This window comes from Sphingobacterium sp. HJSM2_6 (assembly GCF_049316305.1).
GTDB lineage: Bacteria > Bacteroidota > Bacteroidia > Sphingobacteriales > Sphingobacteriaceae > Sphingobacterium.
In genome coordinates, this window is record NZ_JBMOXB010000005.1 from 73,247 (window position 1) to 88,043 (window position 14,797).

Sequence of the window (14,797 nt, forward strand, 5' to 3'; positions counted from 1 at the left end):
ATTAAAGGTTCAGGCACCTTTGAAGAAATGAAAAACAAATCAAATTATTTTTGGAAGTTAACAGAATTGCAAGAGATATAAAACCAACAGGCTATATATCTTCTCAAAATTTTGGCGTAAAGCATATTAAATCCAATTGAATATTATAGCTATCCGCATATTTTTTAATTGTTAAAATCAAACTCAATTATTGATTACATATATGAATGTTCCAATTTTTTCAATAATTATTCCATTGTATAATGCTAAAGGTTTTATTGAGAAAACCTTAGAAAGTATACTAACTCAGAATTTCAAAGAATTTGAAGTTATTATTATTAACGATGGTTCTACTGATGGTGGGGAAGAAATCTGTGAGGACTTATGCAATAAAGATTTTCGTTTAAAATTAATTAATCAAAAAAACCATGGTGTAAGCTATTCAAGAAACCGGGCAATAAAGGAATCGAAGGGAGAATATATTATTTTCGTAGACGCAGATGATTTTATTGAAGAAAATTTCTTAAATCACCTATCTGTTGACCAGGAAAACCATCCGGATTCTTTTATAATTCAAGACTTTTGTAAGATTGGATTGGATGCTGTGAAGAAAGATGTTTACAAACTAATAGATCAAGAATTATCTATTTCTGATTTTATATTGCAATTTGATTTAACAAAATTTGGACATATAGCCTCCAAGATTTATTCTAGATCTATATTAATTAATAATAATATCAAATTTCCAGAACATATTAAATTGTCAGAAGATAGTATCTTTTTTATTGATTATTTAAATTTTGTTGACAAGATATACTTGTCTTCTAAAAAAGGCTATTATTACAGAGAGGTTGAAAATTCAGCAATTACGAAAAAAATTTCTATGAATGAAATATTTGATTTGTATAATTTATTAAATACATCATTAAATCGCTTGGTCAAAATGAAGAATGTGGCTGTTAATGAAAAAGAAAAATTGAAATTTTGGATAAAAGCAGTTATTGATAATGTTTATAGCTTAAATTTGGATGAAAACCAACGTATTGATTATCTCCGTTTCATTCGAGAACGATATTATAATGATGTGATTTTTTTATATTCTAAATCTAAGTTTAGAGGCCGTATATTAAAACTAAGTTTTCAGTTAGGCCTCTTGCACTTTTTCGATAAAATGTTTCAAAAATTTGAAAGATAATTAATACAAGATGTTTATGTCTACACCTATGAAATTTAGATTAATTATTCCTATTTATAATGTTGAAGAGTACATTGAACACTGTATTAATTCAATAGTATCACAAGGTTACGATAATTTAGAATGTTTGTTTATAAACGATTGTTCCACAGACAATAGTCAATTAATAATTGATGAATTTTTAAATAATTATAAAGGAAAAATAATTTTTAAAACAATTTATCATAGTCAAAATAAAGGTTTGTCAGCAGCAAGAAACACAGGTATAAAAAATGCTACTGGAGATTATTTTCTTTTTTTAGATAGTGATGACATGCTATTGCCTAGTGCGCTAAATAATTTCATTGAACTAGCACAAAAATATAATTATCCCGAAATTATTATAGGCGACCTATTTTCGGAAAGTGATTATTATCAATCTATTTTAGGATTCCCATCGAACAAAATATATCCAGATTATACAGCCAGTACAAGTTGGTTAGCCGAAAATTTCCTTTTAAACGTTAAGGTTGTTGCTTGGAGCAAACTATATAAAAAAGAGTTCATTATTGAGAACAATTTAAAGTTTGAGGAAGGATTTTTATTTGAAGATGTCATTTGGCACTTTTGTCTAAATAAGTTTGTAAAAAATGTTGGCTTTTGTTTCGAACCATTTTATTATTATCGGTTCAATGAAAACTCAATAATGAATTCTACACAAAAAGAGCGAGGTCGGATTGAAGGAAATGTTAAATTAATTCATAAACTTTTAGAGAAAGTTTCAAAAAAGAATTTTTACATAGAACACTTATTTATTTTAAAATTGTGGCATAGGTTTAAATTAATGGAAGTTTCAACTGAAAATCAAACCTATTTCGAAAAGACATTTAAAGAAGAAAATCAAAAAATAATTGAAAATTTTGAAATTCCATTTTTAATTAAGTTAATGTATATGTGGTTGAAGAGGTCTAAAGCTAAAATAAAAGCCTCTGATTTCTTATGGAATAAATCTTTGGGAATATTATATCGACTTAGTAAGATCATGCTATAAAATAAAGAATGAGCTATTTAATCTTTCCATTTTTCTTTGTTACTATAAGTTTCAAACGAATATATAGTTTCGATAAATGCTCCCTCAGTTTTCAATTTTTTCCCAACTAACAACGTACTTTTTTTGAATTTGTTCAATTGTCCAAAATTTGTTTGAGTCTCCATTTTGATTTATGAAAATTCTTATCATAAGAAATTATCTATTTTGATATTTTTACGGCCGCATTTTTTTAGCATTGCAGCTAACCAGCCAGCGCTTGGCGAAGTGCGGGCTTAAATTGAGCGGAAGTACAATTCAGAACCGATCGTAGCTAAAACGAATTTTAATAAGTTAAAATTAAAATAATAAACGAATAAAATTCGTTGTTGGAGGAATACTAGGATAGAACTTTCAACTTTACATTTTAGCCACGCTTATGGCAATACCGTGTTATAGGACTTTTTTCTATTCATAATTCCACAATTGATTTTAGTGCATAAAGAATCTTTGATAAATCCATTATATCAAAAATCCAACTGCAATTAGTCTAACAATCATACTAAATGGAGAATGTTTCACTCGACCTTTTTCAAGTATCAAAGGAAGTATTTGTTGACTAGTCCATTCAGGATTTAGTTGTAAAATATTTCCCATATTAGCCCCTTCGAATTAGCTGATTTAAGCTTGTTAAAATAGAAACTAACAAAACTCTAAGAAACAACCAACCTCGTTTAAAGAGATTTAAACGAGGTCAAATATTTTATGTTTTACTGTAAAATTGATGTTATGCAACAGTTACCGATGTTAGCCGTAGTTTTTTATTTTTCCAGTTTTATTTTTAGCGACTCTAATAATCGTTTTTCAAAATCTCCAATAATACTTTTCGCCCAAAAGTTTGCGTAAAAATTCATTTTAGATTCAATTTTATAGTCACAATTAAGAATTATCTTAGTTTCTGTTTCAGAAATATATTCAAGCGAATAATTGATGTTTTCAAAATTGAAATAATTACTTTTAAGCAAATGCTGATCGGTTGCTGTTTCTCTTAACTGAGATTTGGACAGATCGATTTTGAAATTTACAAATTCATTTTCCTTAATTTCTGAAACATATTCATAAAGTTTCAAGTCATCTGTAAAATGTCCAATCCTATACATTTGACTTTCATTAATCAGAATTTCTGAATTTACAGGTCGTGGAATACCAATTTTTTGATAAAATCCATTTTTGTATTCTTTATCTGATATTGTTGGAACTGATAATAAATTAGGGAAAATTTCAGCTTTGTTTTTATTAATTATTATTTCTGATGAAACGTTGTAAACTTCTTGATAATTTGGAATTAAGTTTTCAATTGGGTTTAATACGAGTGGAATTAAAATAATTGAATAGAGTTTTTTGTCTTTTATTCTGTATTTGACAAAAGCACCAAGTAAAATCCCAATTACTCCAGCGACCAATAAAAATGGAAATCCAATAATTAACAAACAAACTAAATCTTCAATTCTTGTAATTAATGCTACCATCAAAAATAGAATAATGGTAATAATCGGATAGAAGAATAGTTTAGTATTTGATTTGTAAACTTCATTTGAGGAGAAAAGTATCGGAAAGAAACTAATAATTATTGGAGTTACCCAAAGAAAACTAATGCTATAAATATTGTAATAATCTTCAAAAATTTCGTTATCTCCTAAAATTCGAATTATCAGTCCGTAAATTACACCTAAAAATATTCCTAAATATTGAGACATCTGTTTCATACGAGATTATAGTAAAATTACGAAAACAGCCTGGCGGCTTTGCGCAGTTTCGAGCAGAGCGAAGCTCTAGGCTGGCCATTGTGCAAAACCGCTTGATGTACGAAGTCCGCGAAGCGAATTGCGTATCATCAATAGTATTTACGAAACCTAATATACAAAAAGTTTGCCCATCCATCTCTATATACGAAATACTTTAAAACTCCGATATAAAAAAATATACAACTGATTTTAAAATAAATACACTTACCCATGTCACGAATAGTGAAACAAAAATGCCACAGTATTTGATTTACGGAGATGAATAGCGAAAGAATAGTCCGTGCAATTGATAAGATAAGAAGAAGCCCCCTAGCCATTTGGATTTTCTATTATCTACAAGAAAAACACTTTAGGAGATTATCTTAAGCTAAACTTTTCTATCTTAATATTAAGTTGAAAAACAAGAGAGATTTGTCCGAAATATGTCCGAAAAAATAAAAAACCACTAATAATCAGAGGCTTTGGTCGGGGTGGCAGGATTGCTTCAGCCCCACAACCACAAACACCAGCCTGAAGCTCCTTCGGATCGAACCACGGTCCGAATCTGCCACACCCGAACACAAAAAAAGCCCTAACTTTCGTTAGAGCTTTTTTTCTGTCGGGGTGGCAGGATTCGAACCTACGACCTCCACATCCCAAATGTGGCGCGATACCGGGCTACGCTACACCCCGAAAAGGTATCACCTTTCTTTACTGTGGCACAAATATACGGCGAAAAAGAACATTGTCAATAGATTTTTAACAAAAAAATATAATCCACTCATTTATTGAATATTAATTTTAAAATGGTCAAATTTTAAAAATTATAGAAACATTTTTTACTTCACGCAAGGATAATAAAAAAGAAATTCTTATTTTTGCACACCTTCTCAAAAAAGAGAAGAAAATTAAAAAAGAATTTTTATTTATCGAAATAAAGCTGTAATATTGCATTCCGATTTTTACAGGTTAAATATCGTTATTAATTACTCAGAATCATGGATTTAGTAAAATTTGTAGAAGAACAAGCGGTAGTAAAAAATGAAATTCCCGCTTTCAAAGCAGGAGATACCATCAGTGTTCATTATAAAATTCGCGAAGGAAACAAAGAGCGTGTTCAAGTGTACCAAGGTGTGGTAATTCAATTAAACAGCGAAGGAGCTAACGCTACTTTTACCGTTCGTAAAATTTCTAACGGTGTTGGTGTTGAGCGTATTTTCCCTGTAAATTCTCCAAACATTGACAAAATTGAAATTAACAGCGTAGGTAAAGTACGTCGTGCGAAATTATTCTATTTACGCGGACTTACTGGTAAAGCTGCTCGTATCAAATCAAAAAGAGTATAAGTTCACCTTATATTCCATAAAAAAAGGGCTTGATATAAAAATCAAGCCCTTTTTTTATGGAATATCATGGAGAAACTAGCCAATAGACCGATGGCTAGTTTCGCAACGCGAACTAGATTAAAATAGGTCTATTGCCTCAAAACTCATGTCTTTTATTGATTAGCAGGCTATTAATTTCTAAGCACTACAGGTTTAGTGCCCATGATTTCATCGATCTGCGACAACAGTTCAGGAGATAACAAAGGAAGCACATCCAAAGCTTTCAAATTTTCTTCCAATTGTTCCATTTTGGTTGCACCAAGAATAGCAGTAGTCACATTCGGATTGCTGATACACCAAGCGATAGATAAGGCCGGTAAACTTAACCCCAGCTCCTTAGCAAATTCACCAAGGGCGGCAACCCGCGACAGTTTCTCATCCACTACAGCACGATCCCTCAACCATTCATAACCTTCCAAAGCCATACGCGACCCTTCAGGAATACCTTGATTGTATTTTCCCGTTAATAAACCAGAGGCCAATGGACTCCAAATTGTGGTACCCATACCCACATTACGGAATATAGGCGCGTAATCCACCTCGATTTTACGCCTATTGAATAAATTATATTCCGGTTGTTCCACTGCTGGCCCTTCCAGATGAAGATCTTTCGCAACCATATGTGCCTCCATAATTTCCGCAGCTGTCCATTCACTTGTTCCCCAATAAAAAATTTTCCCCTGTTGAATTAAAACATTCATGGTCCTGACGATCTCCTCCATCGGCACATTCGGATCAGGACGATGACAATAAAACAAATCCAAATACTCAACTTGCATCCGTTGCAAAGCTTCCTCACAAGCCTCCATCAAATGTTTACGACTTAAACCATGTTGATTAGGCTTCTTCCCCTCTCCCTTCCAACCAAAAAACGCCTTACTCGACAACACATAAGATGATCGATCCCATTGCAAACTTTTCAATACCCTACCCATCATTTCTTCCGATTCACCCGCAGAATACACTTCCGCATTATCAAAAAAGTTAACTCCCGCCTCATACGCTCTAGCCATTAACCGTTCATTAATATGATCTGTAGTTTGTCTAGCAAAGGTGACCCACGACCCGAAAGAAAGCACACTTAGTTGCAATCCAGTTTTACCCATTCTTCTGTACTCCATGAAATCTTTTTTATTTTTTCGTTCAATATATCAATTATGAACTGAAGATTTCGCTAAAATCTTGCCAATTTAAACGAACTACAGCTTTACTCCTTTCGCTTTTTGACTATAGCCTATGGAAGATCGTTAAAACCCTTTCAAATTTCGAGACATGGCATCCAGGTAAACAAATAAACGAAACTACACCTGTACGATGTTATTTTTTTTTAGACATTTTATCATTTTATAAACCCACAACTCTTGGAATTATTTATTCCTAAATCTGAATTCACATGGATCTCCTTCGGATCTTCCTCGGATATTAAACGAAGAATCGTTGAATGCCTGCGAAGGAGATTCGATTTAGTTCCCCAAAACATCCACCGAAGATTCAATCCAAATGCCCCCAACATTAAACAAACGGCATCCTATCCGCTACCTAGAAATACGCCTGTATCAGTAAAACCCCAACAAGAAGTAAGGATCTACGCGAAAGTTATACTGGCAGAAATAACGAGCTGATTGGAATAATGTCAAAAAAAAACTTAGCAAAAATCAACAGGTTTACTACTAAGGAGTTAATCCATTCCACAGGATAAAAGCAAATACAGAAAAGATCATTGCATCCACATTTGAAATTAAACTAGGCAATGAAATCAGGATTGAAGGAATTTTATAAGTCATATTGAATAAAATTTTTGTACCTTTGTATCCCGTACATAGAGCAGATGAGAACAACAAAAAAAGCCTCATCTCCCTTAAGAAATCTATTTATTGCTATGACTAAATACATCTTTGTTACGGGCGGCGTAACTTCGTCGTTAGGGAAAGGAATTATTGCAGCTTCCCTAGCCAAGCTTCTCCAAGCTCGTGGTTTTAAAGTAACCATTCAGAAATTCGATCCCTACATAAACATTGATCCAGGAACTTTAAATCCATATGAACATGGCGAATGCTATGTGACCGAAGATGGAGCAGAAACTGACCTTGACTTAGGGCATTATGAACGTTTTTTAAATGTTCCAACTTCCCAAGCCAATAATGTGACTACGGGTCGCATTTACAGTCATGTCATTGAGCAAGAACGCGCAGGTGCCTACTTAGGCAAAACAGTGCAAGTTGTTCCACACATTACCGACGAAATCAAACGTCGTATGTTATTATTGGGACAAGAGAACAAATACGACATCGTTATTACCGAATTAGGTGGTACAGTGGGCGATATTGAGTCTTTACCATTTATTGAGGCGGTAAGACAGTTACGTTGGGAATTGGGAAATAACGACTCCTTGGTAATTCACTTAACCTTAGTGCCATACCTTGCTGCTGCTGGTGAATTAAAAACCAAGCCTACGCAACACTCGGTAAAAACATTATTGGAATATGGCGTACAACCTGACGTCTTGGTTTGTAGAACAGAACACAAACTAAACAACGATATTCGTAAAAAATTAGCATTATTTTGCAATGTAAATATCAATGCTGTCGTGGAATCTATTGATGCACCAACGATCTATGATGTACCATTGAACATGCTTAGAGAGCAATTGGATAAGACTGTATTGGCGAAATTAAAGTTATCAACTAAAAACGAACCTGATTTAGAAAATTGGAAAGCGTTTTTAGGAAGGTTAAAAAATCCAACCAATGAGGTTAATGTAGCTTTAGTCGGTAAATATGTAGAATTACCAGATGCATATAAATCCATTACGGAAGCATTTATCCATGCTGGAGCGAGCAATGAGACTCGTGTCAAGGTGAAATTCATTGCAGCAGAAAGTATACACCCAGAAAATGTAGCCGACAAACTAGAAGGATTAGATGGTGTTTTGGTTGCTCCAGGATTTGGTGAACGCGGATTAGATGGAAAATTAGAAACTATTCGCTATGTACGAGAAAATAAAATTCCATTTTTTGGGATTTGTTTAGGAATGCAATGTTCCGTAATTGAGTTCGGAAGAAATGTATTAGGCTTAAAAGGTGCGAACAGTTTCGAAATGGACGAAAACACCCCTTATCCAGTCATTAATTTGATGGAAGAGCAGAAAAACATCACTAATATGGGTGGAACGATGCGTTTGGGTGCTTACGACTGTGATATTAAAAAAGGAACTAAAGCTTTTGCCGTTTACGGAAAATCGAAGATAACCGAAAGACATCGTCATCGTTATGAATTTAATAACGAATATTTAAAAGCATACGAAAATGCGGGAATGATAGCTTCAGGGATCAATACCACCACCGGATTGGTAGAAATTGTGGAATTGAGAGACCATCCATTTTTTGTGGCAGGACAATTTCATCCAGAATTAAAGTCTACTGTAGTAAATCCTCACCCACTTTTTGTTAGTTTTGTAGCCGCAGCATTAATACATAAAAAATCAAAGTAGTCGAAAAAGAAAAGACTTCAGTAAATAATAAACAATGGATAGAAATAATATTTTCGGATTTATCTTAATTTTCGCCATCCTAGCCGGGTCCTTCTACATCATGAAACCCTCGGAAGATGAGATAAAGAAAGAAAAACAACTTCAAGATTCGTTGGAGCGTGTGCGCAACGGTGTAACCAGCGTCATTGATTCCAGCAAATTAACTCCTGCAGCTCCAGTGCTAGCAGACTCTGTATTACTTAGCCAGCCGTTTGGTGCTGCCTCAGTAGGCGAAGAAAAATCAATTACCTTAGAAAATGAATTAATTGCAGTTGAGCTAACCAGCAAGGGAGGTCGTGTAAAGAAAGTTCATTTAAAAGGTGAAACTAACTATAATGGATCAGCACTCGTTTTATTTGATGGTGATCAAAATCGTTTTGGATTAGCATTTAATATTCCTGGAAAAGCGGTTAACACCAATGATTTATATTTTCAATCCCAAGATGCTAATGTTTCCGTATCTGGCAATGATGCTAAATCAGTAACCCTACGATTAAATTATAGTGCCGATAAATACATCGATTACATTTATAGCCTAGCAGCTAATGATTACAACTTAAAATTAGACATTCGTGCCGTAGGCATGAAAGATCTGATCGATGTAAAAACGAAAAGCATTTTATTAAACTGGGAAACCACCTTATTGCAAAAAGAAAAAAATGCGAAATCCGAACGGGAGAAATCGACCATTTTCTATAAAACTGTAGAAGGTGAAGTAGATTACCTTTCCGAGACAAGCGATGATGAAGAGGCTATTGAAGAAAAGTTAAACTGGATTGGTTTCAAACAACATTTCTTCTCTGCTATTTTAACCAGCACCGAAGGACTTTCGAATAGCAATTTGAAATCCACCTTCTTAACAGAAGATGGTGTGGTTAAACATTACAAAGCCACAGCAGAATTGGCGCTAAGCAATCAACCGGATGCACAATATGGCTTCAGTTTCTTTTTTGGCCCAAACAAGTATAATACGTTAAAAGCTGAAGGAAATGATTTCTCTAAGCTGATCAACATGGGATGGGGTCCGATGGGTTGGATTAATAAATTCATTACCGTTCCTATCTTCGATTTCTTGGATGGATTTAATATGAATTATGGTATCGTGATATTAATTTTAACCTTATTCTTAAAATTGATCATGTTCCCATTAACCTATAAGTCTTACCAATCTATGGGTAAGATGCGGGTATTAAAACCACAATTAGACGAAATAAAAGCAAAAGTTGGCGAGGATAACCCAATGCTACTACAACAAGAGCAAATGAAGTTGTACAAGCAAGCTGGTGTAAATCCACTTGGAGGTTGTTTGCCATTGTTATTGCAAATGCCATTCACACTAGCATTCTTCTTCTTCTTCCCGAATTTGTTTGAATTGCGTGGTGAAAGTTTCCTATGGGTGAAAGACCTGTCGACTTACGATTCGCCAATCACCTTCTCTCCAATCTTTGGAATAGGTCACATTTCATTTATGTGTATTTTAATGACCTTGACTACCTTATTGACCACTTGGTATAATAACGCAACTTCTGGTGCTGTAAACAACCAAATGAAATACATAGGTTACATCATGCCATTGGTTTTCTTCTTTGTCTTGAATAGCTTCCCTGCTGGATTGAACTATTACTATTTCTTATCCGCAATCTTAACGTTCTTAACTCAAGTACTTATTCGTCAATTCGTAAATGACGATAAAATTCTTGCAAAAATCGAACAGCATCAAGCAAAACCAAAATCTGAAAAGAAACAATCTTCCTTCCAAAAGAAAATGGAAGATATGATGAGAGCTCAACAAGCTGCTCAACAGAATAAAAACAAAAAGTAAAACTCTACAAAAAAGGCTTGATTTAAACATCAAGCCTTTTTTTTGTAAACATAAGAGGTGCGATGAAAGAAATTAAGTCAATTTCATCCTAGACTTAGATGCGGCGTAAATCGAATAGCTCACCTCTAAAATGTAAAATCGCCTATCTACTGCCTATTACCTCCTAGCACCTTTCATCATACAAAAGCACTATATCCTGTAATACTTCTTCCGACGATAAGGGAATTGATTTCTTTAGTTCCTTCGTAGGAATAAATTGCTTCCGCATCGGCTAAAAACCGAGCAACATTATATTCCAAGAGAATACCATTACCTCCCATCACTTCACGGGCTCTCGATACGATATCTCGCATACGAAGCGTACAAAATACTTTAGCTAAAGAGGCATGTTCATCTTTAAGTAGATCATCGTCTTGAAGTTCGGAAAGTCGAAATACCAAGGTTTGCATAGCCGTTAAATTGGACAACATTTCTACCAAATGATTTTGGATCAATTGAAACGATGCGATAGGCTTTCCAAATTGTTCCCGCTGCAAGGTATAGGCTAAAGCGTTTTCATAGGCCCCTCTTGCACAGCCTACAGCCATCCATGCGACACCAGCACGTGTCATTTGCAAGACCTTTGCAGTGTCTTTAAAAGAATTCGCATGTGGCATACGATCAGACTCCGGAATGATACAATTGGTTAAAGTGATCAATCCATTTTGCACGATCCTTAAGGCCATTTTACCTTTTATTTTTTCTACAGCGAAGCCAGGATTTTCTTTACGAACAATAAATCCTTTCACCTGCTGATCATCTACATCCCTAGCCCAGATAATGGTCATATCCGAAAAGGTAGAATTTCCGATCCATTTCTTCTGACCGTTCAACTCCCAGTGGTCCCCCTGTCGTTTACAGGTACAGGTAAGCCCTCCTGCCGTTGCAGAGCCAACCAAAGGTTCTGTTAAGCCAAATGCGCCTATCTTTTTCAATTGTTGCATAGCAGGAAGCCATTCGTTTTTCTGTTCCTCAGATCCACATAAATAAATAGACCCCATAGCTAATCCACTTTGTACACCTAAGAATGTTGCAATGGAAGGATCAACACGACCAAATTCACTAGCGATAATACCATCCATAAGTGATGAACCACCAGCACAGCCATAACCTTCGTATACATAACCACATACATTTAATGCTGCGAGTTTAGGAATTACTTCAAAAGGAAATTCGTCGTGAAGCCAATAATTATTGACTATCGGTTTAATCTCTGTTTCTAAAAAAGCACGTATTTTTAATTGAAGCGCTCGATCTTCGGGAGAAAGTTTAGCAGAAAGATCATAAAAATCCGCATTGATGGCTGGAGGATCTTTCTTTTTATTGCTTGAAGTCAGCATTTTCATAGCCATTTTCAATTGATTTTCATCCATTTTTGATACCGCTCCTAATACTGCTCCTAAATCAATTTTCTTAGAAATTTTTTCCAACTGTGCTAAATCAATTGATTTATAGAGTTTTATGATGTTTTTTAGTTTATCCAACATAGATTTAGATTTAAATAAATATAGAAATTTAACAATTTTTATCAATTATTGTTGCAATTCAACAAAACTTAGTATATTTGCGCTGCCCAAAGCAACTAATATTAAATTAACATGCTGATTATCAGCTGATTTAACAAAATATTAAAAATAAATTATTTTTTGGGTTACCTTTTAAAGGTAAACGTATTAAGGATAAAATAAACAAATTTGTTTCAACTAAATAAAAAATTAAAAATGAAAAATTTATTAAAATTCGGATTCTTAGGTTTAGCATTAACTATCGCTGTTGCTTCTTGTAACAACGCTGAGCAAAAAACTGACGCTGCTGCTGATTCAGCTGCTGCTGCTATCGATTCAGCTGCTAACCAAGTTGCTGATTCAATCAAAACTTCAGCTGATTCAGCTGTTAACGCAATCGATTCAGCTGCAACTCAAGCTGTAGATTCTTTGAAAAACGCTCAATAATCTGAATTCATTCAAAATACAATAAAAGCTCGTTATCTAACGAGCTTTTATTGTTTTATACCCTTTTCATTGGTATAGGTCTATTACTTTTTGTATTTTTGCAGTAAAAAAGTAAAATATACCATGACATTATCACCTCTTACCGCAGTAACGCCCATTGATGGCAGATACTATAACAATACCAAGGATTTAACAAATTACTTTTCAGAATTTGCCTTAATTAAATACCGTGTATTGGTAGAGGTAGAATATTTTATATCCTTAACAAAATCTGGCATTCCTCAACTTAGCCATTTTGATGGTAGCTTAGATGAAAAACTTCGCGATATCTATCGTAATTTTTCGATCGAAAATGCCCAATGGATCAAGGACACTGAAAAAGTAACCAACCACGATGTAAAAGCTGTAGAGTATTTCTTAAAACATGAATTTGAAAAATTAGGATTAACCGACTCCTTAGAGTTCATTCATTTCGGACTTACTTCTCAAGATATCAACAATACCGCAATCCCTTATTCTTGGAAAGAAGCAATCGCTCAGGTGTATCAACCGGCAATTACGGAATTGCTAACAGAATTAAAAAGCCTTTCCTCTGCTTGGGAAAATGTGCCTATGTTAGCACGTACCCATGGACAACCAGCCTCTCCGACTCGTTTGGGTAAAGAAATCAAAGTATTTATCGAGCGTATCGAAAAACAATTAAATTTATTAGCGCAAGTTCCATATTCTGCAAAATTTGGTGGTGCTACAGGAAACTTAAATGCGCATCATGTGGCTTACCCCAATCATGATTGGGTGAATTTTGGAAATGAATTTGTAAATAAGGTATTGGGTCTTGATCGCTCGCAAACTACGACACAGATTGAGCATTATGATAATTTTGCAGCAAGCTGTGATGCTTTAAAACGTGTAAACAACATCATGATTGATTTATGCCGTGACATCTGGACGTATATCTCCATGGATTATTTCAAACAAAAGATTACGGCTGGTCAAATAGGATCTTCAGCGATGCCACATAAAGTTAATCCGATTGATTTTGAAAACGCAGAAGGAAATTTGGGATTAGCCAATGCCATATTTGAACACTTGGCTGCAAAATTGCCTATTTCAAGATTGCAACGTGATTTGACAGATTCTACTGTATTGAGAAATATTGGTGTCCCTTTTGCGCATACTTTGATCGCTATTAAATCTACGCTACGTGGATTGAGAAAATTAATTTTAAATGAGTCTGCTTTTCAAGCCGATTTAGAAAATAACTGGGCAGTCGTAGCAGAAGCTATTCAAACGATATTAAGAAGAGAGGGTTATCCTAAACCTTATGAAGCATTGAAAGATTTAACGAGAACTAATGCGCACGTAACTCAAGAAACCATAGCTGTTTTTGTGGATCAACTTGCTGTATCAGAACTTGTAAAACAAGAGATTAAAGCAATTTCTCCAAGCAACTATACTGGAGTTCAATTATAAGCTTTTACCCAGCAATGACGTTGACGTATTGTCAAAAGAGGTATATTTGAAAATTATTTTTAGAAATTGATTACATGGCAACAATAAACGTATATACAGAAAGTACTCCAAATCCAGCAACCATGAAATTCTTGGTCAATAAGCTGTTGATCAATGGAAGCTTAGACTATCCTGATCGTGAGAAAGCGCAGGAATCAGATTTCGCTCGTGAGTTGTTTAAATTTAACTTTGTGAATGGCGTATTTTTCGCAAGCAATTTTGTCACCATTACTAAGGTAGATGAAGCGGAATGGTCTGACATTGAAGCTTTATTAAAGGACTTCGTGAAAGGTGCTGTGGAATCAGAACTTGCAGTGAAACCTATTGAACACTCTGAGGATGTTGTTTTTGAAGGGTCGGAAGTGGAAATTAAAATCCAACAAGTTTTACACGATTATGTTCGTCCTGCAGTAGAACAAGATGGTGGAGCCATCGCTTACAAATCTTTTGATGCTGGTAAAGTCACGGTAGAATTGAGAGGGTCTTGCTCAGGCTGCCCTTCTTCAACCATCACGTTGAAAGCTGGTATTGAAGGTTTATTAAAACGTATGGTGCCAGAGGTGGAAGAAGTAGTCGCAGAAGCGATGTAACTCT

Annotated in this window: 11 protein-coding genes and 1 tRNA gene; 8 read left to right on the plus strand and 4 right to left on the minus strand. The window is 34.5% G+C overall.

Annotated features, from left to right (window positions below; genetic code table 11):
• Positions 1 to 202 precede the first annotated feature (202 nt).
• Entirely contained in the window at positions 203 to 1,174 is a 972-nt protein-coding gene (locus ACFRAE_RS06185; protein WP_422796260.1) for a glycosyltransferase family 2 protein, read from the plus strand.
• A gap of 28 nt (positions 1,175 to 1,202) precedes the next feature.
• Positions 1,203 to 2,204, plus strand: coding sequence for a glycosyltransferase family 2 protein (locus ACFRAE_RS06190; protein ID WP_422796261.1), 1,002 nt, complete (start codon positions 1,203 to 1,205; stop codon positions 2,202 to 2,204).
• A 797-nt stretch (positions 2,205 to 3,001) separates the two neighbouring features.
• Here ACFRAE_RS06190 and ACFRAE_RS06195 read toward each other — a convergent pair.
• Positions 3,002 to 3,946 (minus strand): hypothetical protein, encoded by a 945-nt coding sequence (locus ACFRAE_RS06195; RefSeq protein WP_422796262.1) that lies wholly within the window; start codon positions 3,944 to 3,946, stop codon positions 3,002 to 3,004.
• A gap of 637 nt (positions 3,947 to 4,583) precedes the next feature.
• Positions 4,584 to 4,657: transfer RNA gene (locus ACFRAE_RS06200), tRNA-Pro, on the minus strand.
• Positions 4,658 to 4,962: 305 nt separating this feature from the next.
• Here ACFRAE_RS06200 and rplS point away from each other — a divergent pair.
• Positions 4,963 to 5,310, plus strand: coding sequence for a 50S ribosomal protein L19 (rplS, locus tag ACFRAE_RS06205; protein ID WP_422796263.1), 348 nt, complete (start codon positions 4,963 to 4,965; stop codon positions 5,308 to 5,310).
• 170 nt (positions 5,311 to 5,480) lie between these two features.
• Here rplS and ACFRAE_RS06210 read toward each other — a convergent pair whose 3' ends face one another.
• Positions 5,481 to 6,470, minus strand: coding sequence for a potassium channel beta subunit family protein (locus tag ACFRAE_RS06210; protein WP_422796264.1), 990 nt, complete (start codon positions 6,468 to 6,470; stop codon positions 5,481 to 5,483).
• A 758-nt stretch (positions 6,471 to 7,228) separates the two neighbouring features.
• On the opposite strand from ACFRAE_RS06210, the gene ACFRAE_RS06215 reads away from it, so the two are divergent.
• Together ACFRAE_RS06215 and yidC are read left to right on the plus strand one after the other, a co-directional pair.
• Positions 7,229 to 8,839, plus strand: a complete 1,611-nt coding sequence (locus tag ACFRAE_RS06215; protein WP_422796399.1) for a CTP synthase — start codon at positions 7,229 to 7,231, stop codon at positions 8,837 to 8,839.
• A gap of 34 nt (positions 8,840 to 8,873) precedes the next feature.
• A complete protein-coding gene (gene yidC / locus ACFRAE_RS06220; protein ID WP_422796265.1) occupies positions 8,874 to 10,700 on the plus strand; it encodes a membrane protein insertase YidC in 1,827 nt (608 codons plus the stop codon).
• A gap of 176 nt (positions 10,701 to 10,876) precedes the next feature.
• Here yidC and ACFRAE_RS06225 read toward each other — a convergent pair whose 3' ends face one another.
• Entirely contained in the window at positions 10,877 to 12,226 is a 1,350-nt protein-coding gene (locus ACFRAE_RS06225; protein WP_422796266.1) for an acyl-CoA dehydrogenase family protein, read from the minus strand.
• A 234-nt stretch (positions 12,227 to 12,460) separates the two neighbouring features.
• On the opposite strand from ACFRAE_RS06225, the gene ACFRAE_RS06230 reads away from it, so the two are divergent.
• From ACFRAE_RS06230 to ACFRAE_RS06240, 3 genes are all read left to right on the plus strand, one after another.
• Positions 12,461 to 12,691 (plus strand): hypothetical protein, encoded by a 231-nt coding sequence (locus tag ACFRAE_RS06230; RefSeq protein WP_422796267.1) that lies wholly within the window; start codon positions 12,461 to 12,463, stop codon positions 12,689 to 12,691.
• 123 nt (positions 12,692 to 12,814) lie between these two features.
• Positions 12,815 to 14,164 (plus strand): adenylosuccinate lyase, encoded by a 1,350-nt coding sequence (purB, locus tag ACFRAE_RS06235; RefSeq protein ID WP_422796268.1) that lies wholly within the window; start codon positions 12,815 to 12,817, stop codon positions 14,162 to 14,164.
• 74 nt (positions 14,165 to 14,238) lie between these two features.
• Complete coding sequence (locus ACFRAE_RS06240; RefSeq protein ID WP_422796269.1) at positions 14,239 to 14,793, plus strand: NifU family protein; 555 nt, start codon at positions 14,239 to 14,241, stop codon at positions 14,791 to 14,793.
• Positions 14,794 to 14,797 lie beyond the last annotated feature (4 nt).